This window comes from Streptomyces sp. DH-12, assembly GCF_002899455.1.
Lineage (GTDB): Bacteria > Actinomycetota > Actinomycetes > Streptomycetales > Streptomycetaceae > Streptomyces.
In genome coordinates this window covers 4,595,761-4,620,000 of sequence record NZ_PPFB01000001.1, presented here as the reverse complement: position 1 = coordinate 4,620,000, position 24,240 = coordinate 4,595,761, and the positions used below count along the sequence as shown (strand labels likewise).

The 24,240-nt window shown below is 74.4% G+C and carries 20 protein-coding genes and 1 pseudogene (1 of these 21 only partly in view); 6 read left to right on the top strand and 15 right to left on the bottom strand.

The annotated features are described in order from the left end of the window. On the bottom strand, positions 1-150 hold the 5' portion of the coding sequence (locus C1708_RS19760; RefSeq protein ID WP_106413932.1) for a stage II sporulation protein M. It extends 858 nt beyond the left edge of the window; 150 of the gene's 1,008 nt are visible here — the first part of the coding sequence; it begins with the start codon at positions 148-150; its stop codon lies off the left edge, out of view. Between the two features lie 148 nt (positions 151-298). Here C1708_RS19760 and C1708_RS19755 point away from each other — a divergent pair, with 148 nt between their 5' ends. Further along, positions 299-1,243: an RDD family protein gene (locus C1708_RS19755; RefSeq protein ID WP_106413931.1), complete on the top strand. Its 945-nt coding sequence runs from the start codon at positions 299-301 to the stop codon at positions 1,241-1,243. Positions 1,244-1,263: 20 nt separating this feature from the next. On the opposite strand, the gene C1708_RS19750 is transcribed toward C1708_RS19755, so the two are convergent. From C1708_RS19750 to C1708_RS19710, 9 genes and pseudogenes are all read right to left on the bottom strand, one after another. Next, positions 1,264-1,878 carry a hypothetical protein gene (locus C1708_RS19750; protein ID WP_106413930.1) on the bottom strand — a complete coding sequence of 205 codons (615 nt, stop codon included), beginning with the start codon at positions 1,876-1,878 and terminating at the stop codon, positions 1,264-1,266. Between the two features lie 110 nt (positions 1,879-1,988). After that, entirely contained in the window at positions 1,989-3,446 is a 1,458-nt protein-coding gene (gene ahcY / locus C1708_RS19745) for an adenosylhomocysteinase (protein WP_106413929.1), read from the bottom strand. 297 nt (positions 3,447-3,743) lie between these two features. Next, complete coding sequence (locus C1708_RS19740; RefSeq protein WP_106413928.1) at positions 3,744-4,724, bottom strand: cation diffusion facilitator family transporter; 981 nt, start codon at positions 4,722-4,724, stop codon at positions 3,744-3,746. A 143-nt stretch (positions 4,725-4,867) separates the two neighbouring features. After that, positions 4,868-6,019 carry a mannose-6-phosphate isomerase, class I gene (manA, locus tag C1708_RS19735; RefSeq protein ID WP_106413927.1) on the bottom strand — a complete coding sequence of 384 codons (1,152 nt, stop codon included), beginning with the start codon at positions 6,017-6,019 and terminating at the stop codon, positions 4,868-4,870. Positions 6,020-6,104: 85 nt separating this feature from the next. Next, entirely contained in the window at positions 6,105-7,235 is a 1,131-nt protein-coding gene (locus tag C1708_RS19730) for an SIS domain-containing protein (protein ID WP_106413926.1), read from the bottom strand. A 65-nt stretch (positions 7,236-7,300) separates the two neighbouring features. Then, positions 7,301-7,471: a Trm112 family protein gene (locus C1708_RS19725; RefSeq protein ID WP_106413925.1), complete on the bottom strand. Its 171-nt coding sequence runs from the start codon at positions 7,469-7,471 to the stop codon at positions 7,301-7,303. A gap of 114 nt (positions 7,472-7,585) precedes the next feature. Beyond that, positions 7,586-8,950 (bottom strand): phosphomannomutase/phosphoglucomutase, encoded by a 1,365-nt coding sequence (locus C1708_RS19720; RefSeq protein WP_106413924.1) that lies wholly within the window; start codon positions 8,948-8,950, stop codon positions 7,586-7,588. Positions 8,951-9,049: 99 nt separating this feature from the next. Beyond that, positions 9,050-9,310: pseudogene (locus tag C1708_RS35140) on the bottom strand (L-lactate permease); the annotation flags it as partial. Positions 9,311-9,356: 46 nt separating this feature from the next. Further along, positions 9,357-9,779, bottom strand: a complete 423-nt coding sequence (locus C1708_RS19710) for a DUF3499 domain-containing protein (protein ID WP_006134663.1) — start codon at positions 9,777-9,779, stop codon at positions 9,357-9,359. A 352-nt stretch (positions 9,780-10,131) separates the two neighbouring features. On the opposite strand from C1708_RS19710, the gene C1708_RS19705 reads away from it, so the two are divergent. After that, a complete protein-coding gene (locus C1708_RS19705; protein WP_106413922.1) occupies positions 10,132-10,512 on the top strand; it encodes a metallopeptidase family protein in 381 nt (126 codons plus the stop codon). Positions 10,513-10,531: 19 nt separating this feature from the next. On the opposite strand, the gene C1708_RS19700 is transcribed toward C1708_RS19705, so the two are convergent. The 3 genes from C1708_RS19700 to C1708_RS19690 form a co-directional block, all read right to left on the bottom strand. Then, positions 10,532-12,124 carry a DUF5719 family protein gene (locus C1708_RS19700; RefSeq protein WP_106413921.1) on the bottom strand — a complete coding sequence of 531 codons (1,593 nt, stop codon included), beginning with the start codon at positions 12,122-12,124 and terminating at the stop codon, positions 10,532-10,534. Further along, the gene (locus tag C1708_RS19695; protein WP_106413920.1) at positions 12,121-15,846 is read right to left on the bottom strand and encodes a glycosyltransferase family 2 protein; all 3,726 of its coding nucleotides are present in this window, start codon (positions 15,844-15,846) and stop codon (positions 12,121-12,123) included. The genes C1708_RS19700 and C1708_RS19695 overlap by 4 nt, the downstream gene beginning before the upstream one ends. Positions 15,847-16,056: 210 nt before the next feature. Next, complete coding sequence (locus tag C1708_RS19690) at positions 16,057-16,320, bottom strand: WhiB family transcriptional regulator (protein ID WP_006134669.1); 264 nt, start codon at positions 16,318-16,320, stop codon at positions 16,057-16,059. A 723-nt stretch (positions 16,321-17,043) separates the two neighbouring features. On the opposite strand from C1708_RS19690, the gene C1708_RS19680 reads away from it, so the two are divergent. From C1708_RS19680 to C1708_RS19665, 4 genes are read left to right on the top strand one after another with little or no spacing between them, the layout of a single operon-like run. Continuing rightward, entirely contained in the window at positions 17,044-17,607 is a 564-nt protein-coding gene (locus C1708_RS19680; protein WP_106413918.1) for a cysteine dioxygenase, read from the top strand. Between the two features lie 41 nt (positions 17,608-17,648). Beyond that, positions 17,649-18,608, top strand: a complete 960-nt coding sequence (cofD, locus tag C1708_RS19675; protein WP_106413917.1) for a 2-phospho-L-lactate transferase — start codon at positions 17,649-17,651, stop codon at positions 18,606-18,608. After that, a complete protein-coding gene (locus C1708_RS19670; RefSeq protein WP_106413916.1) occupies positions 18,605-19,912 on the top strand; it encodes a coenzyme F420-0:L-glutamate ligase in 1,308 nt (435 codons plus the stop codon). Before cofD ends, C1708_RS19670 begins: the two co-directional genes overlap by 4 nt. 51 nt (positions 19,913-19,963) lie before the next feature. Continuing rightward, positions 19,964-20,965 (top strand): DNA-3-methyladenine glycosylase family protein, encoded by a 1,002-nt coding sequence (locus C1708_RS19665; RefSeq protein WP_106413915.1) that lies wholly within the window; start codon positions 19,964-19,966, stop codon positions 20,963-20,965. A 536-nt stretch (positions 20,966-21,501) separates the two neighbouring features. Here C1708_RS19665 and manB read toward each other — a convergent pair. Both manB and C1708_RS19655 read right to left on the bottom strand, forming a co-directional pair. Then, positions 21,502-22,584 (bottom strand): mannose-1-phosphate guanylyltransferase, encoded by a 1,083-nt coding sequence (gene manB, locus C1708_RS19660; RefSeq protein ID WP_106413914.1) that lies wholly within the window; start codon positions 22,582-22,584, stop codon positions 21,502-21,504. A 167-nt stretch (positions 22,585-22,751) separates the two neighbouring features. Then, positions 22,752-24,230, bottom strand: a complete 1,479-nt coding sequence (locus C1708_RS19655) for a peptidoglycan recognition protein family protein (RefSeq protein WP_106413913.1) — start codon at positions 24,228-24,230, stop codon at positions 22,752-22,754. Positions 24,231-24,240 lie beyond the last annotated feature (10 nt).

Below are 24,240 nucleotides of genomic sequence, written 5' to 3'. Positions count from 1 at the left end.
CTGGATCACCGAGAGGTGGGTGGCGGCGCGCTGGTAGAGGGCGACGAGTTCGTCGGCCTCCGCTCCGGTGAGCCGACGGCGTCGCCTGAGCAGGGCGTCGAGGCGGTCCCACTCCGCGCGGTGGGCGGAGACGAAGACGTCGAGGTCCATCGGTGTGCCTGCTCCTCGGCTGTCGTCGGCGGTCGCGCGGACCGGTGGATGGGCGAGTGCGCTGTCCGGCTGCTCGTACCGCGGTGCGATGTGCCCTCAGCTTGGCAGACTGGCGGTGTCCGGGGCAGACCAGGGAAGGGCGGCGGGCGTGAGTGAGCTGGTGACGGGCGAGGCGGTGGCGTTGGAGCTGCGCCCCGCGAAGCTGCCCAGCAGGGGTCTGGCGGTGCTGCTGGATCTGGTGGCGGCCGTGACCGTGTACATCCTGGTGACCCTCGGGCTGGTGGCGGCGACGGCCTCGCTGGACGAGGCGGCGCAGACGGCGGTGTCGATCGCGACGTTCGTCCTGGTGCTGGCGGGCGGGCCGATCCTGGTCGAGACGCTGACGCACGGGCGGTCGCTCGGGAAGCTGGCGTGCGGGCTGCGGGTGGTGCGGGACGACGGGGGGCCGATCCGGTTCCGGCACGCGCTGGTGCGGGGGCTGCTCGGGGTGATCGAGATCCTGATGACGTTCGGGGTGGTGGCCTGCGTCGCCTCGCTGGTGTCGGCGCGCGGCCGGCGGCTGGGGGACGTGTTCGCGGGGACGCTGGTGGTGCGGGAGCGGGTGCCGGCCGGGCAGGGCGGTCTCGTGCCGCCGCCTCCCCCCTGGCTGGCGGGGCGTTTCTCCGGGCTCGATCTGTCGGCGGTGCCCGACGCGCTGTGGCTCGCCGTCCGTCAGTACCTGACGCGGATGCGGCAGCTCGATCCGCAGGTCGGCTGGTCGATGGCGGAGCGGCTGGCGTCGGACGTGGCGGGGCGCACCGGGGCGCCGGTGCCTCCGGGGGTGCCGCCCGCGATGTACCTGGCGGCGGTGCTGCGGGAGCGGCAGGCCCGGGAGGCGCAGCGGACGTTCGGCAGTGGGGGCGGTCCGGCTGCTCCCGCTCCCACCGGTGCGGGCGGGCCGGTGCCGCCGCCCGTCGGGGCACCCGCCGCCGTGCCTCCGGCGGTTCCGCCGGTCGCGCCGCCCGCGAGCACCGAGGTTCCCCGGCCGACCGGAGCGGGCGGTGCGGGCGCGTCGGCCGAGCGGCCCTCCACGGGGTTCGTGCCGCCCGCGTGACCGCCGTCGTCGGCGCTGCCTCAGCCGAGGTTCGACGGCGGTGAGTCCAGGTCCTCGAGCTCGACCCCAGGCGCCGACAGGACGACGTCACCGGCCAGGTGCACGGTGTGTTGTTCGCCCGTGTCCAAGGCCGTGACCTGGTACGCGTCCACGATCAGGGGGCCGTTGTCAGTGGCGTGTGTTTCTCTGTCGACCAACGCCCAGGACTGGTCCACGGTGCGGGGGGCGAGGACCGGGTCGGTGAAGGCGACGAGGCGTACGCGGGTGGCCGCGGCGGAGGGGGTGAGGCGCAGGAGGCGGGCGGTGGCGACGAGGAAGGCGGGGGACGAGCCGGTGAAGGCGTGGGCGCGCACATTGCCTTCGGTGGCGTGGGTCCCGGTGGGGTCGGTGCGCACCCAGGTGACGCCGTCGAGGGCGGCGCCGCGGACCTGCCAGCTCGCGGCGTGCAGCTCGAGGCGGAGCGGGCGGCCGAGGGCGTCGAGGGTGAGGTCGACCGAACCCAGGTGATCGCCGGCGGGGGCGGTCAGCTGGGAGACGTAACGCCAGCCGGAGGGTCCGGGGGCGCAGTGGAAGTGTTCTTCGGCGAGGGGGGTGCGATCGTGCGGATCGTGGAGCGCATAGCGGCCGCGGGGCATGGGGGTCCTGGGTCGTGAGGGGCTGGGCCGGTCGCCGGTCCGCCAACGGGGCAGGCCCCCGGCACGGGGGTGCGGGGGCCTGCCTCGGTGCTCGGTGAGGAGCGGTCGGCTCAGTAGCGGTAGTGGTCGGGCTTGAACGGGCCCTCGACCTTCACGCCGATGTACTCGGCCTGGTCCGGGCGCAGCGTGGTGAGCTTGACGCCGAGGGCGTCGAGGTGGAGGCGGGCGACCTTCTCGTCGAGGTGCTTGGGCAGCACGTAGACGCCGGTGGGGTACTCGTCGGGCTTGGTGAACAGCTCGATCTGGGCCAGGGTCTGGTCCGCGAAGGAGTTGGACATCACGAACGACGGGTGGCCGGTGGCGTTGCCCAGGTTCAGCAGGCGGCCCTCCGACAGCACGATGATCTTCTTGCCGTCGGGGAAGGTCCAGGTGTGGACCTGCGGCTTGATCTCGTCCTTGACGATGCCGGGGATCCTGGCGAGGCCGGCCATGTCGATCTCGTTGTCGAAGTGGCCGATGTTGCCGACGATGGCCTGGTGCTTCATCCGGGCCATGTCCGAGGCCATGATGATGTCCTTGTTGCCGGTCGTGGTGATGAAGATGTCGGCCGTCTCCACCACCTCGTCCAGCGTGGTCACCTGGTAGCCGTCCATCGCCGCCTGGAGGGCGCAGATCGGGTCGATCTCGGTGACGATCACGCGGGCGCCCTGGCCGCGCAGGGACTCCGCGCAGCCCTTGCCGACGTCGCCGTAGCCGCACACGACGGCGGTCTTGCCGCCGATCAGGACGTCCGTGGCGCGGTTGATGCCGTCGACCAGGGAGTGGCGGCAGCCGTACTTGTTGTCGAACTTCGACTTCGTCACGGCGTCGTTGACGTTGATCGCCGGGAAGAGCAGCGTGCCGTCACGCTGCATCTCGTACAGGCGGTGGACGCCGGTCGTGGTCTCCTCGGTCACACCGCGGATCTCGGAGGACAGCTGGGTCCACTTCTGCGGGTTCTCGGCGAGGGTGCGGTTGAGCAGTTCCAGGATGACCCGGTGCTCGTCGGACTCGGCGGTGTCCGGGGAGGGCGCCTTGCCGTCCTTCTCGTACTCCACGCCCTTGTGGACGAGGAGCGTGGCGTCGCCGCCGTCGTCGAGGATCATGTTCGGGCCGCCGGTGGGGCTGTCCGGCCAGGTCAGCGCCTGCTCCGTGCACCACCAGTATTCCTGCAGCGTCTCGCCCTTCCAGGCGAAGACGGGGACGCCCCGCGGGTTGTCGGGCGTGCCGTCAGGGCCGACGGCGATGGCGGCCGCGGCGTGGTCCTGGGTGGAGAAGATGTTGCAGGACGCCCAGCGGACCCGCGCGCCGAGCGCGACGAGGGTCTCGATGAGGACGGCGGTCTGCACGGTCATGTGCAGGGAGCCGGTGATCCGGGCGCCGGCCAGGGGCTGGGCGTCGGCGTATTCCTTGCGGATCGCCATCAGGCCGGGCATCTCGTGCTCGGCGAGGGTGATCTCCTTGCGGCCGAACTCGGCCAGGGAGAGGTCGGCGACCTTGAAGTCCTGTCGGTTGTCGACAGTCGTCATTGCGAGCTGCTCCTCGGGGTTGGGTCGAGGTGGGTACGGCTGGTCTGCGCGGCGGCGGACACAGGGGTGCCCGAGGAGGGCACAGGCATGCCCGCGTACGCGCAGCGCAGTCCGTCGGAGGCCCTCTCTCCCTCGGCCGGTCCGCGGGGGGACCGCCCGACCGCCATCAGCAGCGACGTCTGGCTCCGTCCCAAGCTACACCGACCGGCCGGGCGGTCCCCAGTCCGGCCGCGAACACATCAAGCCGTTCCGGTGCCGCGGTGCGGTCCCGGAACGGCCTGACGGCGGGATCGGGGGTCAGTGCCCGGCGTCCGGCTGGGCGGGGCCACCGGGCGTGGCTTCGATGTCGGGCCCCTTGGCGGCCGCGGCCTCGCTGAAGATGTCGGGCTCGAGGTAGATCACCCGGGCGATCGGGACGGCCTCGCGGATGCGGACCTCGGCGGCGTCGATGGCGGCGGCGATCTCCGCGGCGGTGTCGTCGTGCCGGACGGCGATCTTCGCGGCGACCAGCAGCTCCTCCGGGCCGAGGTGGAGGGTGCGCATGTGGATGATGCGGGTGACGGTGTCGCCGTCGACGACGGCGGCCTCGATCTTGCGGGTCTCCTCGGCGCCCGCGGCCTCGCCCAGCAGCAGCGACTTGGTCTCGACGGCGAGCACCAGGGCGATCAGAATGAGCAGGACGCCGATGCAGAGGGTGCCGATGCCGTCCCAGACGCTGTCGCCGGTGGCGAGCGCCAGGCTGACGCCGCCGAGGGCCAGGATCAGGCCGACGAGCGCGCCGAGGTCCTCCAGCAGGACGACCGGCAGCTCGGGCGCCTTGGAGTGACGGATGAACTCCTTCCAGGAGCGTTTCCCGCGCAGGGCGTTGGACTCCTGGATGGCCGTGCGGAAGGAGAAGCTCTCGGCGATGATCGCGAAGACCAGTACGCCGACCGGCCAGTACCAGTGCTCCAGCTCGTGCGGGTGCTTGATCTTCTCGTAGCCCTCGTAGAGGGCGAACATGCCGCCGACCGAGAAGAGCACGATGGAGACGAGGAAGGCGTAGATGTACCGCTCGCGGCCGTAGCCGAAGGGGTGTTCCGGCGTGGCGCGGCGCTGCGCCCTCTTGCCGCCGACCAGCAGCAGTCCCTGGTTGCCGGAGTCGGCGAGCGAGTGCACGGACTCGGCGAGCATCGACGAGGAGCCGCTGAAGACGAACGCCACGAACTTCGCTACCGCGATCGCGAGGTTGGCGGCGAGTGCCGCCACGATCGCCTTGGTGCCCCCTGAAGCGCTCATGTGTTTCGCGTTGTCCCTTCGTACGCCGTGTGGATCCTGGGCGGGCGTGTGCGCACGCCGCCGGACGTGGTCCGTGCTGTGACGGTGGGCCATTGTTGCAGCCCCGGCCTGCGACGGCGCGTCAGGTCCTCGTCACGGCTCGCTCAGAGGACGACGGTGGCCCGGAAGACAGTTCCGGTACCCGAGACCTCGGCCTTCTCACCCGCGGGGACGAAGACGGAGTGTCCGGGCGTCAGGTCGTGCTCGCCGGCCCGGACGGCGCCGGCGGTGCAGAGCAGGATCTGCGGGGCGCCCCGGGTGAGGTCACGGGCGGGGGCGCCCTCGGCGAGGACGTAGCGGGAGAGCCGGAACTCGTCGGTGGGGGTCTCGTAGACCTCCTCGCCGTCCGGGCCGGCCTCGGGGCGGAGCACGGCGGGGTCGGCGGCCTCGAAGCGGACGATGCGCAGCAGTTCGGGGACGTCGACGTGCTTGGGGGTGAGGCCGCAGCGCAGGACGTTGTCGGAGTTGGCCATGATCTCGACGCCGAGGCCGTCGAGGTAGGCGTGCGGGACGCCCGCGCCGAGGTACAGCGCCTCGCCGGGCTGGAGCCGGACGTGGTTGAGGAGCATCGCGGCGATGACGCCGGGGTCGCCCGGGTAGTGGTGGGCGATGCCGGCGTAGGGCGCGTAGGGGCCGCCGAGGCGGTCGCACGCGGCGGCCGTCTCCGCGACGGTGCGGGCCATCTCGTCGGGGTCGGCGGTGAGGACGGCGGTGAGCACCTCGCGCAGCGCCGCCTCCTCGGGGCGGGCGTGCAGCAGGTCGGCGTACGGCTTGAGGGAGTCCACGCCGAGGCCGGCGAGGAGTTCGGCGGCGTGCCGCGGGTGGCGGAAGCCGCACAGGCCGTCGAACTCGGTGAGGGCGCAGATCAGTTCGGGTTTGTGGTTGGCGTCCTTGTAGGTGCGGTGCGGGGCGGTGACGGGGACGCCGCGGCGCTCCTCGTCCTCGTAGCCCGCCTGCGCCTGGGCCAGGTCGGGGTGGACCTGGAGGGACAGCGGCGAGCCCGCGGCGAGGAGTTTGAGCAGGAACGGCAGGCGGGGGCCGAACCTGGCGACCGCGGCGGCGCCGAGCTCGCGCTCCGGGTCGGCGCCGATGACCTCGGCGAGGGTGCCCCGGCCGGTGCGCGAGGGCGCGCCGGGGTGTGCTCCCATCCACATCTCCGCCTGAGGTTCGCCGGTCGGTTCGGTGCCGAGCAGCCGCGGGATGGCGGTGGTGGAGCCCCAGGCGTAGGGGCGGACGGTGTTGTCGAGGCGGTCCATGGGGCTCTTCGCGTTCCTTCTGCCGGTTCTCGTGCGGGCGCGCGGGGGGCCGGGCGCCCGCGCGGGGGTCAGGGGGCCTCGGGCATCATCGGGGTGCCGAGGCGAGCGCCAGGTAAACGGCGGCGAAATCGGTGACGGCGATCAGTTCCGCGAGGGTCTCCAGTTCGCCGCCCTCCTCCGGTTCCAGCTCGCTGATCGGCGTGTCGTGGGTGAGGGCCAGTTCGCGGGCGGCGGGGGCGGCGGTGAGGCCGCCGAGGGGCCGGTCGCGGAGCAGCACCACGCGCGCGTGCAGGGCGGGCGGCTCCTCCACGCGGTCGCGGAAGAAGTCGTCCGGGTCGGCGTCGGCGGCGAGCGGGCCGGCGAGCAGGGCGCTGTGCGCGGCGAGGGCCTCGGGCAGTTCGGCGACGACGGCGGGGGTGCCGGACAGTTCGGCGAGCGCGGCGGCGAACCGCCGGCCGGCCGGTCCGGCCGAGACGCCCTCGGTCCACACGACGGGCAGCGCGTCGGCGAGTTCGGCGGCGAGGGTCTTGGCCGCATTGCTGTAGGTGGCGACGGCGGGTCCGCAGCGTTCGGCGACGGCGTCGAGGCGGTCGGCGACCTTCTGCAGGGCGTCCGGCGGCGCGGTGAGCAGGCCGGTGCGGTCCAGCAGGGCGAGCAGCGGGGTGAGCAGCGCCCACAGCACTCCGGGCGCGGAGGCGGCGAGGGGTTCGTCGTGGTCGTAGGGCGCGACGGCCATGGGGACGAACAGGCCGTGGCTGCCGGCGACGGACTCGGCGAGCGGGGTGCCGGCGGGGGCGACGGCGACGACGGTGAGGCCGCGGCGGTACGCCTGCTCGCAGAGCAGGGACAGGCCCGGCTCGGTGCCGTCCGGGGTGGCGATCAGCAGCAGGTCCACGGAGCCGGCCCAGCCGGGCAGTTCCCAGCGCAGGGCTCCCGCGGCGGGTGCGACGCCGGTGGGGGCGAGGCGGGTGACCGGGCTGCCGGCGCCGGCCAGGGTGCCGAGCAGGTCGGCGGTCTGGGTGGCGGCGGCGCCGGGTCCGGCGATGAGCACGGCACGGGGGCGGCCGTCGGGCTTCAGGTCGCCCACCCCCGCCTCGGCGGCGTGCCGTACCGCGGTGCGCACGCGGGCTCCGGCCTCGGCGGCGCCGCGGAGCAGAGCGCGGTGGTCGGCCTCGGCGAGGCCCTCCGGTGAGTCGAGCAGCGATTCGTCGAGCATGGGCGGGCAGGCTCCGATCGGCGGGGCGTCGGCGGTACGCGGGGGCTCCGGGCGCGCGGCTGCGGTTATCGCGGGCGGCGGGCCTCGTCGACGAGGAGGACGGGGATGCCGTCGCGGACCGGGTAGGCGAGCCCGCAGTCCTGGCCGGTGCAGACCAGCTCGGTGTCCCGCTCCTCGAGGGGGGAGTGGCAGGCCGGGCAGGCCAGGATCTCCAGGAGGCCGGCTTCGAGAGGCATGAGGGTCCCTTCGCTGGTGGATGTGCTGGTCAGGGTACCGCCGGTGAGGGGCGCGCGGCGGGTCCGGGGCGATCCGCCCCGGACCCGCCGCCCCGGCCGTCGCGGCTTGCTCGGCTACGCCCTGATCAGGGCGAGGGCCTCGTCGCGGATCCGGATCATCGTGGCCTCGTCGCGGGCCTCGGCGTTCAGCCGCAGCAGCGGTTCGGTGTTGCTGGGGCGGACGTTGAACCACCAGTCGGCGCCGGAGACGGTGAGGCCGTCCAGGTCGTCGAGGGTGACGCCGTCGCGGCCCTCGTAGGCGGCCCGGATCGCGGCGAGGCGGGCGGCCTGGTCGTCGACGGTGGAGTTGATCTCGCCGGAGCCGGCGTAGCGGTCGTACTGGGCCACCAGCGCGGACAGCGTGCCCTGCTGTTCGCCGAGCGCGGCGAGGACGTGCAGGGCGGCCAGCATGCCGGTGTCGGCGTTCCAGAAGTCGCGGAAGTAGTAGTGGGCGGAGTGCTCGCCGCCGAAGATGGCGCCGGTCCTGGCCATCTCCGCCTTGATGAAGGAGTGGCCCACGCGGGTGCGCTCGGGGGTGCCGCCGTTCTCCCGGACGACCTCGGGCACCGAGCGGGAGGTGATCAGGTTGTGGATGACGGTGCCCTTGCCGCCGTTGCGGGCGAGTTCGCGGGAGGCGACCAGGGCGGTGACGGCGGAGGGGGAGACCGGTTCGCCGCGCTCGTCGACGACGAAGCAGCGGTCGGCGTCGCCGTCGAAGGCGAGGCCGAGGTCGGCGCCCTCCTCGCGGACCCGCTTCCGCAGGTCGACGAGGTTGGCCGGGTCGAGCGGGTTGGCCTCGTGGTTGGGGAAGGTGCCGTCGAGCTCGAAGTACAGGGGGACGAGGGTGAGCGGCAGTCCGGCGAGGACGGTCGGGACGGTGTGGCCGCCCATGCCGTTGCCCGCGTCGACGACGGCCTTCAGCGGGCGGATGCCGGTGAGGTCGACGAGCGAGCGCAGGTGGGCCGCGTAGTCGTCGAGGGTGTCGCGGCGGGTGACGGTGCCGGGGGCGGCGGCCGGTTCCGGGGCGCCCGTGGCGCTCCACTCCTCGACGAGGGCGCGGATGTCGGCGAGGCCGGTGTCCTGGCCGACGGGGGCGGCGCCCGCCCGGCACAGCTTGATGCCGTTGTACCGCGCCGGGTTGTGCGAGGCGGTGAACATCGCGCCCGGCAGGTCCAGCGCGCCCGAGGCGTAGTAGAGCTGGTCGGTGGAGCACAGGCCGATCTCGGTGACGTCGGCCCCTTGGCCGGCCGCGCCGCGGGCGAAGGCGGCGGAGAGGCCGGGCGACGAGGGGCGCATGTCGTGGCCGGTGACGACGGCGGTCGCGGCGGTCACCCGGACGAAGGCGGCGCCGAAGAGCTCGGCGAGCGACTCGTCCCACTGGTCGGGGACGACCCCGCGCACGTCGTACGCCTTCACGATCTGCGAGAGATCAGCAGCCACGGCCAGCCCTTCCGGAAGTCCTGTCGGTCACCACAAACTACCCGCAGGGGGTGACGCTCCGGTGGGGCGGCCGGGCGGAGCGCGGCCGGTCCTGCCCGGTCAGGGCTGCGGCCGGCCGAGCACCGCCGTGCTCTGCCCCACCACGAGGAGGCGCATCACGAGCAGCAGGCCGAGGCTCCGGGGCGGCGCCTTGCGCAGCAGGTCGCCCTCGCGGCCCGCGAGTCCGGCGGCCGCGCAGGCGATGGCGGGGTTCCGCGGCGGGATCGTCTTGCCGAGCGCGCCGTCGGAGCCGTCGGCGGCGGCGAGCGGGCCGGGCGAGGGGCCGGACTGCTGGGCGGCGGTGACCTGGAGGGCGTCGAGGGGCGCGCGGTGAGGGGATGTGAGGGGACGGCCGGAGTGAGCGGCCTCAGTTGTCCGGGGAGCGCAGAACCCGCAGGTGCCCGCGGCGGGCGACCTCCATCGGGTCGGCGCCGCGCGCGCCGCCGCCGGCTCCGGCCGCCCGCTCCTGGGGGCGGGCCGCCTCACGCACGGCGTTGGCGAGCGCTTCCAGGTCGTCCCCGCTGGGCTGCGCCGGGGCGGACCCGTCGAGCAGGCGGACGACCTCCCAGCCGCGCGGCGCGGTGAGGCGCTCGGAGTGCTCGGCGCACAGGTCGTAGCAGTGGGGTTCGGCGTAGGTGGCGAGCGGGCCGAGGACCGCGGTCGAGTCGGCGTAGACGTACGTGAGCGTCGCGACGGCGGGACGGCCGCAGGCGGTGCGCGAACAGCGACGTACAGGGCTCACGACGTTGGACGGTACCGCACTCTTGAGCGGGCCGCGACGACTCTCCACCAGGTCACTCCCCCGTGTCGGTGTGTGAAACGCCCCACATACCCCAGGAAACACACCTCTGTGACCAGGCGGGACGCCCGACCGGCGGCTTTCGGCCGGTTCTGGTTCCGGTCACCAGTCGGCATAAACACCGTCAAATGCCTTGAGCATATCGGTCCGGGAGAGATGCAGAATCGAGTCCAACCTTGGCTGGAATGGTCAGGTTGTGACATGACGTGCGGGTCGGCCGGAAGCCGCGTGGGCGGACGGCGGCGCGACGGCACGACGACTACCCTTCGCAGTGATGGACAGCCCCGTGACCCCTCGCTCCGCAGGCCCCGGGCCCCGCCACCGTGACCGCCACGGCCGGGGCATGCGCGGCCCGATCGCACCACCCCAGGTGCCGCTGGCCGCCAGCCGCGCGGAGACGTTCGCGGATCTGGTGCAGGACTCGGTGGAGCGGCTGGAGCGGCGCTGGCCGCAGCTCGCCGACATCGATTTCCTGGTGCAGGACGTCCCCCGGCTGGACGGCGCGGCGGGATCCGGCTGGAACGAGACGGTCCCGCTGGGCGGGACGGTGACGGCGCGCGACGGACGCCCCGCGCGCGTGGTGATCTACCGGCGGCCGGTCGAGATCCGCTCCAAGGGCCGCGACGAGCGCGCGGCGCTGGTCCACGAGGTCGTGGTCGAACAGGTCGCCGACCTGCTGGGGCTGACGCCGGAGACGGTCGACCCCCGGTACGGCGAGGACTGAGGCACCGGGGGCCGTACGGCTACCGCTGCAGGACCGACAGGTCCTCGCCGACGTCCGGCACCGCCACCATGCCCCGGTCGTCCGGGAGCGGCTGGACCGTGAAGAACGGCACGCCGCCCTCCGTCGCGGCAAGGGTGCGCGAGGCGTGGACGGGGCCGCCCGTCCGCAGCTCGACCGTCAGCGCGTAACTGCCCTTCAGACCCGTCGGCACGGGCGCATCGACGTCCTGCGTCGTCCCCCGCTTGATGCTGTACGTCTTCGTCCGGGGCGTGCCGCCCTTGGTGCCCGCCGACGCCGTCACCCGGATCTCGGCGTCGCCCTCGGGCGCGGTCACCGAGAGGGTGGTGCCCTCGGCGGTGTTGTCCAGCACCGTCGCGCGCGTCTCCACCGGCCGGGCCGCCGGGATGAACGCCGACTCCTGCTTGCCCTCCTTGCCGCGCAGCACCCGCACGGCCGCCACCACCGGCACGGAGCGGTCCGGAGCGGTCAGCACCAGGGAGCCCGCCTCGCCGCGCGTGAGGTCGCCCAGGTCGAAGGCCGCGGTCATGCCGCCCTTGACGTGCAGCGTCTCGTTGCCGGCCGGGGTGATCAGGCCGGACGGGGAGGCCAGCTGCACCTTCAGGTCGACGTCGGCGTCCCCGGGCGTGAACGCGACCAGGCGCACGGCGGTGGCGTCCTTCGGGATGCCGGGCAGGACCAGGCTGCCCGACGGGTCGGCCGACGCGGACAGCCAGTCGCCGCCCAGCTCGTCGTCCAGCGCCTGCACGGCCGCGCCGACCCTGCCGCTGCGCACCACCACGTGCACGGTGACGTCGGTCTGCTTCTCGGCGGTGAGCGTGGACAGCAGCACCGGCTCGGCGGAGCGCGGCTTGACCGTGATGCCCTCCCCCACGGTGGTCTCGAGCTCGCCGTCCTTGCCGTAGAGCTCGATGTCCACCACGGCCGCGGCGTCGTCCGGGTTGGTCAGGTGGAGGTAGTCGGTGCGGCTGTCGTCGGTGCTGGCGCCGGGGAACCAGAACTGCGTGTCGGCGGTGGAGCAGGCGACGCCCTGGAGCCCGCGGCCGGTGCCCGCGGTGACCTCGGTGGTCTGCTGCGCGGTCCAGCCGGACGCGAAGCGGCCCTCGGCGATGCCGACGAGGGCGGGGGCGTCGGCCCCGTCGGCCTCGGCGGCCACCGGCTTGCCGGGCTCCCGGAGCTGGAGGACGGGCTTGCCGGCCCCGCTGTCCTTCTCCGCGCCCTTCTCGCCCTTCTCGTCCTTCTCTTCCTTGTCACCGGACTCGCCGGACTCGCCGGACTCGCCGTCCTCGGCGGCCTTCTCGTCCTCGCTGTTGTCGTCCTCGTCCGGGGCCGACTGCCGCGCGGCCGCCCGGAGCACGGCCGTGCCCTTGTCGTCCGCGCCCTCCGTGACCGGGGTGAACGAGGTGTACGTCGTCTCGGCCAGGTCGGAGGCGCTGGGCTGCGGGCACAGCAGCCCGGTGCGCTCCACGGGGAGGGTTGCCGCCCCGGTCCGCTGCTCGGCGGGCCCGGTGTCCGGCGTCGAGACCGCGGCGAAGCCGGTGACGGCGGCGAGCGCGGTGGCGCCCGCGATCAGGGACAGGGTGGTGCGGTTCACTGCTGGCTCCCGTCGGGACGCTCGTTGCCCGTGCCGTGGGGGTCGTACGGAGTGTCGTAGCCCTGCGTGTAGGTCGTCTGGTCGTAGCCCTGGGGGTACGCCTGGTCGTAACCCTGCTGCGGGGCGCCGTAGCCGTACGGGTCGTACGCGCCGTCCTGCGGCGGGTAGCCGCCCGCCGGGTACTGCCGGCCGCCGTAGCCGTCGGCCGGGTACTGCTGGTACGGGGCGGCCGCGTAGGCGTTCTCGTCGTAGCCGGTGTCCCGGTACTGCCCCTGGTCCCAGTCGCCGTGGCCGGCCTGGTGCGGGACGGGCGCCGGGGGGTGCTCCGGCGGGGCGGGCGCGTCTGCCTCCGCGTCCGCACCGGCCGGGTCGGCACCGGCCGCGTCCGTGCCGTCCGGGGCGCCGCCGTCCGGGGCGTGGGCGGCCGCCGCGGCGGCCTCCGCCTCGGCCTGGGCGCGCAGCCGGCGGGCGCGGCGGCCCTCGCCGGCCTCCGCCTCGGCCGGGACGGGCGCCTCCTCCGGCAGGTCGTCGTCGACGTCGCGGCGGCGGCCGGGCAGCGCCATGACGACCAGGACCACGGCGAGCAGACCCTGCGCCCACATCCACAGGGTGTGGGTGAACGGCTCGTCGTAGGTGACGTCCAGGGCGCCGCCGGACGCGGGCAGTTCGAAGCCCTGGGCCCAGCCGTCGACCGTGGTGGGGGTGAGCGGCTTGCCGTCGAGGGTGGCTCTCCAGCCCTCCGCGGCGGAGTCGGCCAGGCGCAGGACGCGGCCCTCCGCGCCGTCCTCGATCTCGGTGTGGATCTCGACCGGTCCCGCGGCCACGGGCTCCGGCTCGCCGCCCTTGCCCTCGGCGGGCACGACGGTCGCGCGGGCGACCTGGCGGTCCACCCGCCACAGCGCGCCGCCCGCCTGCTGGCTGAGCCGGCTCAGGCCGGGCGTGGCGTCCAGCACCCGGGTGACCTCGCGCGGGGCGCCCTGGTGCACCAGGACGTAGCGGACGGCGAAGCCGCCGAGCTGATCGGCCTGGTCGGCGCCGGAGCCGGCGACGAGGTTGGCGACGACCTGGTCGAGCAGTTCGTTCTCGCCGTCCTGGGCGGCGATCTCCGCGTCGCCCATGCGGGCCCCGGATCCGCGCACCAGGACGTAGTCGACGCGGTCGGCGGAGTCGGTGTCGAGGACCAGGGTGCGGGCCTGGTCGCGGGTGGCGCTCTCCTCGGCGACGAACGCCGGCACCTGCACCGGGTCGCGCCGCTCGACGGGTCCGCCGGCGCCGCGGATCATCCAGTTGGCGGCGAGGACCAGCGGGCCGACGGCGCAGGCGAGGGCGATCAGCACGGCGACCGGCTGGCGCCAGCCGAAGCTCTGCTCGGCGACCCGCGAGCGGGCCCCGTCGGCGCCCAGCGTGCCGGCGGCCAGGAGGGCGATGCCGTAGACGAGGGTGGCGGGTCCCGCCCAGGCGGAGCTGTTGGAGAGGACCGCGAGGACCAGGCCCACCAGGGCGGCCGTCCACGCGGTGAGGATGGCCGTGCGGCGCTCGGAGCGCAGCAGGGCGGCCAGCGCGGCGAGGACCAGGCCGATCAGCAGCAGTCCTCCGGTCGTGCCGGGACCGCCGGGGCTCGCGCCGAGCAGGTCGAGCGCGGAGGCGGCCGACGGCCCGTACGGCAGCCCGGCCTCCTGGAAGAAGCCGGACGGCAGCAGGGACAGCGACCAGGGGGCGAGCACCAGCAGCGGGCTGCCGAGCTGCGCCAGGAAGCGCGGGCCGTACGCCGTGAGGTCGGACCGGCGCAGGGCCAGCACGCCGACGCCGAGGACCAGCGCCATCGGCCACACGATCGGGGTGAAGGCGGTGGTGACGGTGAGCAGCAGCGCGTACGCCCAGGTGGCGCGCCAGCTGCCGCGGCCGTCCGGGGCGGTGAGGCCGCTCGCGGCGATGCCGGCGCGGGCGAGGAGGGGCAGCAGCACGGCGAGCACGGCCGTGCCGATACGGCCCGAGGCCAGGGCGCCGGTGACGGCGGGCAGCAGGGCGTAGGCGACGGCCGCCCACGCGCGCAGCAGCCGGGACTCGACCAGCGGGCGGGAGGCGAAGTACGCGGTGAAGCCGGCCAGCGGCACCGAGCAGACCAGCAGGACGGTGACGGCGAGGCCGGTGGAGCCGAGCAGCAGGGTCGCGAGCGCCGCGACGATCGCCAGGTAGGGCGGTGCGGTGCCGGTGCCGCCGGCGCCGACCGCGTGCCAGGCGTCGGTGTAGCGGGCCCACAGGTCGCCCGCGGCGGCGGGCGCGGGCAGCAGGGCGCCCCCGGCCAGTGCGCCGCCGCCGAGGAGCTGACGGCACGCCACCAGCGAGACCAGCAGCAGCGTCAGGAAGAGCACCGGTCCCGGACGGCGGGCGACGCGCTTGAGGCGGGCGAACTGCTCGACCTCGATGAAGTCGGCGTCGTCGCCGGTGGGTCCGGACTCCAGGGCGCTGCCGTGCCGTCCGGCGCCGGAGACGGCCTCGGGGTCGGAGCGGCCGACGAGGTTGCCCGCGACCTGCTCCACGGTGACGCGGACGGTCGCACCGGGCGGCGGGAACAGCGGCCGCAGCTCGCCCTTGTCGACCCGGGGACTGCCGCGGTCGCGGCGTCCGGCGAGGATGCGCTCGGGGCGCAGCAGGACGCCCATGAGACCGCGGATCTCGTCGACGGCCTGTCCGGGGGCCTTGCCGACCAGGTAGGCGAAGGTGCGCAGCAGCGTGCCGAGGACGACCCGCAGGAGCACCCAGGGCAGGGCCGCGGTGCGGGTGTTGACGAGGAGGGTGTGGACGGCGCCGGCCTTGTCCACCTTGTGCGGGGAGGCGGCGGTGCGGCCCACGCAGTCGACGGTGCGGCGCTCGCGGGAGGCCGCCTCGGCGTGCCGGACGACCGCCTCGGGCGCGACGAGGACCCGGTAGCCGGCCGCGTTGAGCCGCCAGCACAGGTCGACGTCGTCGCGCATGAGGGGCAGATGCCGGTCGAACCCGCCGAGCTGCTCGAAGAGGTCGCGGCGGACGAGCATGCCCGCGGTGGACACGCTCAGCACGGGCCGGACGTGGTCGTGCTGGCCCTGGTCCTGCTCGCGGCGGTCCAGGCCGGTCCAGCGGCGGCCGGAGTTGGCGATGGAGACACCGACCTCCAGCAGTTGCTTGCGGTCGTACCAGCCGCGGAGCTTGGGGCCGACGACGGCGACGTCCTCACGGCCGAGCTCGTGCTCGTTCTCCACGACGCGCAGCAGCTCGGCCAGCGCGTCGGGCTCGGGGGCGCAGTCGTCGTGCAGCAGCCACAGCCACTCGACCGGCTCGCCGTACGGCAGTTCGGGAAGGTCGTAGGCGTCGTCGCGCCAGCTTCGGGTGACCGGGTCCCAGCCGCTCGGCCGCTTCAGGTAGGGCAGGTCGTCCGGGGTGAGGTGCGGGGCGCCGCGGTGGCACTCCTCGACCGCCTGGCCGAAGCCGGTGCGCCGGGCGAGGTGCAGGACGCGGTCGTCGCCGAGGGCCTCGGTGACCAGCCGGGCGGAGTCGTCCGCGCTGCCGGTGTCGGCGGCCATGGCGAACTGGACGGGGCGCTCCTGGCCGAGCAGGCCGGCGAGCGCGTCCGGCAGCCAGCGGGCGCCGTCGTGGGAGACGAGGACCGCGGTCACCACGTGACGCGGGAACTCAGGTGCGGCAGCGGGATCCTGACGGGCTGCCGAGTGGCTGTGCACGGACATCGAGGTACGGGCCCCGGTTCGGTGGACTGTGGGGACGCCCGTGCCCGATGGGGGCGGCGGGGCGTCTCGGACGAGCGACCACACTATCGGCTGCACGACAAGGGAGCCCGCCGCCTGTGGACAACCACCGGCGACGGGCCTTAAGTGATGTTTGTACGAAGAAGCGCGCGTTGCCAGGGAGTGCGGCGGGCGGCGCCGGGGCGACGCGCGTCAGACGGCGGCCTTCTTGAGGCGGCGGCGCTCACGCTCGGACAGGCCGCCCCAGATGCCGAAGCGCTCGTCGTGGGCGAGGGCGTACTCGAGGCACTCGGAGCGGACCTCGCAGGCGAGGCAGACCTTCTTGGCCTCCCGGGTGGAGCCGCCCTTCTCGGGGAAGAAGGACTCGGGGTCGGTCTGGGCGCACAGCGCGCGCTCCTGCCAGCCGAGTTCCTCGTCCGCGTCGTCGACCAGCAGTTGCTGCACCAGCTCGGTCATGTACGCCCCTCGTCCGTCTTTCGCGTCCCCGTGATGTAGCCGTTACCGATTCCGGCTGAACGACACGAGTGAAATTACAAGTGTGCTGCTCCGGGCGAGTCAAGCCGAGATCTGCTATTGGGCCCCTTATTCACTCTGCGGAACCAAGGCCGAGCGGAAAGTGTTCAAATCACCCTAAACCTTGACACAGGTGCGGGACCCACGAGGGCGTCCGGCCCCACACAGGGCCTCACAAGGGAGGACGCCCGCGGGATCGATCTCGTTCCGACACCCCTGCCGCGGCGAACCGGATCACAGTCGGATCACGGGATCGCAACGACGTACGGGGCGCCCGGTCGTGCGCACCTTGTGTCCCGGGAACCGGCTGAGCAAACCTTTCACCTGCCAGATGCACCGGATGAGGTGAACCGGATCCCACATACCGGGCGTCGAGTTGACTTCAGAGGTGTGAACCGCTCTTCTTGTGGGCATGCTCGCGAATCCGGCACTCACCTCGACCCGCTCCGCCGGGTTCCCCGGTGCTGCCCGCGCTCGCTGCAGCTGTCGCCGTACCTGCTGTTGAGCCACCACGCTCCAGCCTCCGCCGCGTCCCTCCAGGACCCGGCCTCCCCTCGCTGAACCCGCCCCCACCCGGGCTTCCCCCGCCGCCCGCCCGCGACCCGGGCCCACGCGGCGCGACACCCCCACCGTCCCTCCCTCTCCGCGCCGAGGACCTCCGTACCCATGAACAGCGACAGCGACCTCCAGATCGCCGGCGACCTCCTCGAAGTCCCGCACCTGCTCCAGCCCGAGCGTGAACACCCCTCCACGGTGGCCGAGTTCGCCGGCCTGGCCCGCTCCATCGCCGCCGACCGCGCCCAGTGGGAACCCCTCGTGCGCTACGACGCCGCCAGCCGCTGGTACCACCGGCTGCGCACCGGACCCGGCTACGAGGTGTGGCTGCTGTCCTGGGTGCCCGGCCAGGGCAGCGGACCGCACGACCACGGCGGCTCCTCCGGCATGTTCACCGTCCTGGACGGCGCGCTGACCGAGCACACCGGCCACGGCACGCGCGTGCTGACCGCCGGCGCCGTGGGGGTCCCCCCGCTCGAGCGGGGGAGGAGCCGGGAGTGGGGAAGGGTCTTCGCGCCCGGCTACACGCACGACGTCGTCAACGACACCCTGGAACCCGCGGTCAGCCTGCACGTCTACCACCCGGGCCTGACCGAGATGCCGATGCGCCCCGCGTCCCGGCTCCGCCCGGCCGCCGCCCCGCACTGCGAGGCGCGCCCGGCGCCGCTCCGGTGACTGGCTGACGCGATGTCGTGGCGGCCTGCGAGGATGGCCCCATGCGCATTGTGGTTCTGGCAGGCGGCATCGGCGGTGCCCGGTTCCTGCGCGGTCTGAAGCGGGCCGTGCCGGACGCGGACATCACGGTCATCGGCAACACCGGGGACGACATCCACCTCTTCGGGCTGAAGGTCTGCCCGGACCTCGACACGGTGATGTACACGCTCGGCGGCGGCATCGACGAGGAGCGGGGCTGGGGGCGGAGCGACGAGACCTTCCACCTCAAGGAGGAGCTCGCGGCCTACGGCGTCGGCCCGGAGTGGTTCGGGCTCGGCGACCGCGACTTCGCGACGCACATCGTGCGCACCCAGATGCTCGGCGCCGGTTTCCCGCTCAGCGCGGTCACCGAGGCGCTGTGCGACCGCTGGAAGCCCGGCGTGCGCCTCGTCCCCATGACCGACGACCGCGTGGAGACGCACGTGGCGGTCGAACTGGACGGCGAGCGCAAGGCGATCCACTTCCAGGAGTACTGGGTGCGGCTGCGGGCCTCGGTGCCCGCGCAGGCGGTCGTGCCGGTCGGCGCGGAGCAGGCCAAGCCCGCCCCCGGCGTCCTGGAGGCGATCGGCGAGGCCGACGTCATCCTGTTCCCGCCGTCCAACCCCGTGGTGTCCGTCGGCACCATCCTCGCGGTGCCGGGCATCCGCGAGGCCATCGCCGACGCGGGCGTTCCGGTGGTCGGCCTGTCACCGATCGTCGGGGACGCCCCGGTGCGCGGCATGGCCGACAAGGTGCTCGCCGCCGTCGGCGTGGAGTCCACGGCGGCCGCGGTCGCCGAGCACTACGGCTCCGGGCTGCTCGACGGCTGGCTGGTCGACACCGTGGACGCGGCCTGCGTGGAGCGGGTCGAGGCGGCGGGCGTCCGCTGCCGGGCCGTGCCGCTGATGATGACCGACGTGGACGCGGCCGCCGGGATGGCCCGGGAGGCGCTGGCCCTGGCCGAGGAGGTCCGTACGGTATGAGCGAGGCGCACCCGTCCTACCGGGTCTGGGCCGTCCCCGGCCTGCCCGAGGTCCGCCCCGGCGACGACCTGGCCAAGCTGATCGCGGCCGCCGCACCCGACCTCGCCGACGGCGACGTCCTGCTGGTCACCTCGAAGATCGTCTCCAAGGCTGAGGGCCGGATCGTCGAGGCCGCCGACCGGGAGGCCGCGATCGACGCGGAGACCGTACGGGTGGTGGCCCGGCGCGGCCCCCTGCGCATCGTCGAGAACCGGCAGGGCCTGGTCATGGCCGCCGCCGGGGTCGACGCCTCCAACACGGCCCCCGGCACGGTCCTCCTGCTGCCCGAGGACCCGGACGCCTCCGCGCGCACGATCCGGGACGGCATCCGCGACGCGCTCGGCGTCGAGGTCGGCGTGATCGTCACCGACACCTTCGGCCGCCCCTGGCGGACGGGCCTGACCGACGTGGCGATCGGCGCGGCGGGCGTGCGCGTGCTGGACGACCTGCGCGGCGGCACCGACGCGCACGGCAACCCGCTCGCCGCCACGGTCGTCGCCACCGCCGACGAGCTGGCCTCCGCCGGCGACCTGGTCAAGGGCAAGGCCGCGGGCCTCCCGGTGGCCGTCGTCCGCGGGCTGGGCCACACGACGGCGTCCGACGACGGCGAGGGCGCCCGCGCCCTGGTCCGCGACGCGCGCGACGACATGTTCCGCCTCGGCACGTCCGAGGCGGTGCGCGAGGCGGTCACCCGGCGCCGTACGGTACGGGCCTTCACCGACGAGCCGGTCGACCCCGGGGCGGTGCGCCGCGCGGTGGCCGCCGCCGTCACGGCCCCCGCACCCCACCACACGACGCCCTGGCGCTTCGTCCTCCTCGAGTCCCCCGAGAGCCGCATCCGCCTGCTCGACGCCATGCGCGACGCCTGGATCGCGGACCTGCGCCGGGACGGCAAGTCGGAGGAGTCCATCGCCAAGCGCGTCCGCCGCGGCGACGTCCTGCGCAACGCGCCGTACCTGGTCGTGCCCTGCCTGGTGACGGACGGCTCGCACCACTACGGCGACGCCCGCAGGGACGGCGCGGAGCGGGAGATGTTCGTCGTCGCCGCGGGCGCGGGCGTGCAGAACTTCCTGGTGGCCCTCGCGGGCGAGCGGCTCGGCTCGGCGTGGGTGTCGTCGACGATGTTCTGCCGTGACGTGGTCCGCCAGGTCCTCGGCCTGCCCGCCGACTGGGACCCGATGGGCGCGGTCGCGGTGGGCCACCCGGCCGAGGAACCGCGTCCCCGTCCCGAGCGCGACGCCACCCGGTTCATCGAGGTGCGGTGAGCGGGGGCCTACCCTCGTAGGAGCCCTTCACTCTCACCCCGGGGGACTCTCGTGGCCGGACGCTTCGCCCCCCGCCCGACACGGACCAGCGTGCGCGGCGGGCAGGCCGCCGTGCCCGCGCGGGTCCCGCGTCAGGCGCCGGACGCGCCCCGGGCACGGACGTACGTGCCGGACGGCCCCCTGGACCTCGGCCTCGTCCTCGGCCCGCTGCGCCGCGGTGCCGGCGACCCCACGTTCCGTACGACCCCGGACGGCGCCGCGTGGCGGGCCAGCCTGACGCCCGTGGGGCCCGGGACGCTCCGGGTGACCCGGTCGGACGACGGCGTCCGGGGCGAGGCCTGGGGCCCCGGCGCGGACTGGCTCCTCGACCGCCTCCCCGAACTGCTCGGCGCCGCCGACGACCCGTCCGCCTTCGTCCCCCGGCACCGGCTGCTGGCGTTCACCCGTCACCGCCTGCCGGGACTGCGGCTGCTGCGCACCGGGCTGGTGCTGGAGTCGCTGATCCCGTCGATCCTGGAGCAGAAGGTCACGACCGGGGAGGCGTACCGGGCGTGGCGGCTGCTGGTCCGCACGTACGGCATGCCGGCGCCCGGGCCCGCGCCCGAACGGATGGCGGTGATGCCGGCGCCGCGCACCTGGGCGCTGATCCCCTCCTGGGAGTGGCATCGCGCCGGCGTCGACGACAAGCGGGCGTCCACCGTGCTGCGCGCGGTGCGGGTCGCCGCGCGGCTGGAGGAGGCGGCGGGGATGCCTCCCGAGGAGGCGCGGGCGCGGCTGGAACTGGTGTCCGGGATCGGGCCGTGGACGTCGGCGGAGACGGTGCAGCGGAGTCACGGGGCGGCGGACTCGGTGACGACGGGGGATCTGCATCTGCCGGGGATCGTGGGGTGGGCGTTGGCGGGGGACCGGGATGCGGACGACTCCGTCATGCTGTCGTTGCTGGAGCCTTATGCGGGACAGCGGCACCGTGCGGTGCGGTTGATCCTGCTGAGCGGGAGGACGCCTGCGCGGCGGGCGCCCCGCATGCCGCACGGCGACATCGCCCGCCTCTGAGACTCCGCGCGTCGCGGCACCCTACGTTGTGCTGCGCACCCCTTCTTCTCCGTCACCCGGCGTGGGTACGGGCCGGGGGGTGTCCGCGCACCCCGGCGCCCATCTGTGCCGCCCGGGGGCACCTCCCAGGTCTTTAAGGCACTGGGCCGCAGTGGGCGGGCGGCGCGCCCCGAACGGCCGGGCGGTAGCCGCGTACGGCGAGGCGGCTCGCCCACCATGGGCGGGATGCGGCCGCCCGTGGCGGGGAGGGGACGGGGTGGGGGCGGGCGCCCGCAGCGGCTGGCGCGTCCGCGCCCTGTGCCTCACCGGTACGCACTCTCGCGCCAGACCGAGGACGACCGCCCCTGCCGCGGCCCCGCACCACTCACCGCCCGTGGGCGCCACGCCCGCCCCCACCGGGCAGCGACCTTGCGCCGCAGGCGTCACACCTCACCCCCACCGCACGGAACGCCCCACCACAGGCGCTGGACCCACCACCGACAGAACCCCGCACCACAGGCGTCACACCTCAACCCCCACCAGCGGAACCCAGCCCTCTACTGGTCCGAGGAGAAACGCACCGCCCCCGCCGGGATGCGCGCGTCGCACCACACCCGCACGCCCTCCCGCAGCTCGTTGTGGGCCCCGACGACCGCGCCGTCCCCTATGACCGTGCCGGTCAGCACCGACCGTTCCCCCACCCGCGCCCGCGTCCCGATCAGTGAGTCCGTCACGACCGCCCCCGGCTCGATCACCGCGCCCGGCAGGATCGTGGACCCGAACACCCGCGCGCCCTCCGCGACGAACGCCCCCTCGCCCACCACGGTCCCGCCCGCCAGCTTCGCGTCCGGCGCCACCGTCGCCGTGGGCAGCACCAGCCGGTCCCCGCACCGCCCCGGCACGGCAGGCGACGGCGCCTTGCCGAGCACCAGATCGGCCGACCCCCGCACGAACGCCGCCGGCGTCCCGAGGTCCAGCCAGTACGTCGAGTCGACCATGCCCTGAAGGTGCGCCCCCGCGGCCAGCAGCCCCGGGAACGTCTCCCGCTCGACCGACACCACCCGCCCCGCGGGGATCGTGTCGATGACCGAGCGCCGGAACACGTACGCCCCCGCGTTGATCTGGTCGGTGACGATCTCCTCCGGCGTCTGCGGCTTCTCCAGGAACGCCAGCACCCGCCCCGTCCCGTCCGTCGGCACCAGCCCGTACGCACGCGGGTCGGTCACCCGCGTCAGGTGCAGCGAGACATCCGCGCCCGACGTCTCGTGCGTCCGCACCAGCGCCCGGATGTCCAGCCCCGTGAGGATGTCCCCGTTGAACACCAGCACCGGCTCGTCCGGCCCCGAGTGCAGCCGCGAGGCGACGTTGCGGATGGCGCCGCCCGTGCCGAGCGGCTCCTCCTCCGTGACGTACTCGATGTGCAGCCCCAGCGCCGACCCGTCACCGAAGTGCGGCTCGAACACCTCGGCCAGGTACGACGTGGCGAGGACGATGTGCTCCACGCCCGCCGCGCGCGCCCGCGCGAGCTGGTGCGTGAGGAACGGCACCCCGGCCGCCGGGACCATCGGCTTGGGCGTGTGCACCGTGAGCGGGCGCAGCCGCGTGCCCTTGCCGCCGACCAGGAGGATCGCTTCTGTCACCTGTCGTCTCTGCTTCCTGCCGGGTCCGGCCGAACTGTCTTTCGGCCGGCCAGTGTATGCAGAGGGCCCCGGCAGGATCGGAGCGGCCGGCTCCCCGGCCGGCGCCGCGGCCAGTCCTCCGGCCGGCGCTGTGACCGGCGCTGTGACCGGTCCTGTGACCGGCCTCCTCAGCGGCCCTGGTACCCGGCCGCCTCGGAGCGCACGCTGCTCAGCTTCTTGTACAGCTTCCCCCCGGGGCAGGAGGTGTTGACCCCGTCCCGGTGACCGGAGATCACCTTCATCTTCACCTTCTTGCCTTTCGCGTACAGGTTGCCCCCGGCGGACGTCAGGGATGTCTTCGCCTTCGGATTCATGCCGTGCAGCCCCAGTTTCCAGGCGGTGAGCCGGGCGACGGCCTTCACCGCCTTGGACGGCGGATTCTTGGAGCCGTAGGAGCCGATGACGGCGATGCCGGTGGTCCTGGAGTTGAACCCGAGGGTGTGGGCGCCCTTGACCGGTTCGGCCACGCCGCCGGCCCGGCCCTCGTAGATGCGGCCGCACTTGTCGACGAGGAAGTTGTAGCCGATGTCCCGCCAGCCCAGGCTCTTCGTGTGGTAGCGGTAGAAGCCGCGGATCAGGGAGGGCGCCTGCGAGCAGGAGTAGCCGTTGCCGGAGGCGGTGTGGTGCACGAAGGCCGCCTTCACCTTGCTGGTGTAGGCGAACTTCTTCTCCCGCAGGCTCTCGTCCGCTCCCCAGCCGTGCCGGGTGACGATGGCGGGGCGCGGCCCGATGTACGGCGTGGCCTGCTGCTGCTCGGTCAGTTCGGTGCCGCGCAGGGTGACGAGCTCCTCGCGCGTCTCCTCGGCGGTCAGCGCGGGGATCTCGGTGGCGCCGAGCGGCGCGAGGGCGGAGTTGGCGGCGGAGGCGGCCTTCGCCCCGGCGGTCATGGCGCCCGTACGAGGCGCCTCGGCGCCGTCGGCGGGCTCGGCCTCCCCCGGATCGGGCTCGGCCTCCCCCGGATCGACCAGGTCGAGCCGCAGCCCGGCCGGCAGGGCGGACACCCCGTCCGTCTCACCCGCCCCTTCCCCGCCTGACTGCCCCTCCCCGCCTGACTGCTCCTCACCCGCCCCGGTGTCGACGGGATCGACGTCCCCCGGACGGCCTTCCGGCTCGCCGGACTCCGGCAGCACCCGCACCTCCACCCCGTCCGACTCCCCCACCCACAGCGGCGCCGTGGCCCCCCGCACCTGCCCGGAGGCGGCCTCCGCGGTGTCCGGGTCCGCCCCGTGCTCGGTGTAGTGGGTCTCGACGTCCTGCCAGCCGGACCACTCCCCCGTGCCGGCCGCACGGGTGCGGACCTGCACGCGGCCGTGCAGGGCGGCGGAGGGGTCGTCCCAGACGACGCCGAGGAGGGAGAACGCGGGCACTGTCCGGGGTGTCAGGCCGAGGACGGCGCCGGAGGCACGGTCGTGGGTGAGGGGGCGCAGGGGCAGTGACCGGGTGCTGCCGGGGACATCGGCCGGGACTTCGGCCGTCCCCGCGGTACGCGTGGCCGCGTCCGCCACCGGCACCGGCGTCCCGGCGGACGCTGCCGCGGGCGGGGCGGACGGAAGGGCGAGGGCCGCGGCGCAGGTGACGCCGATTGAGGAAGCAAGGATTCCACGCATGCCCCTGAGC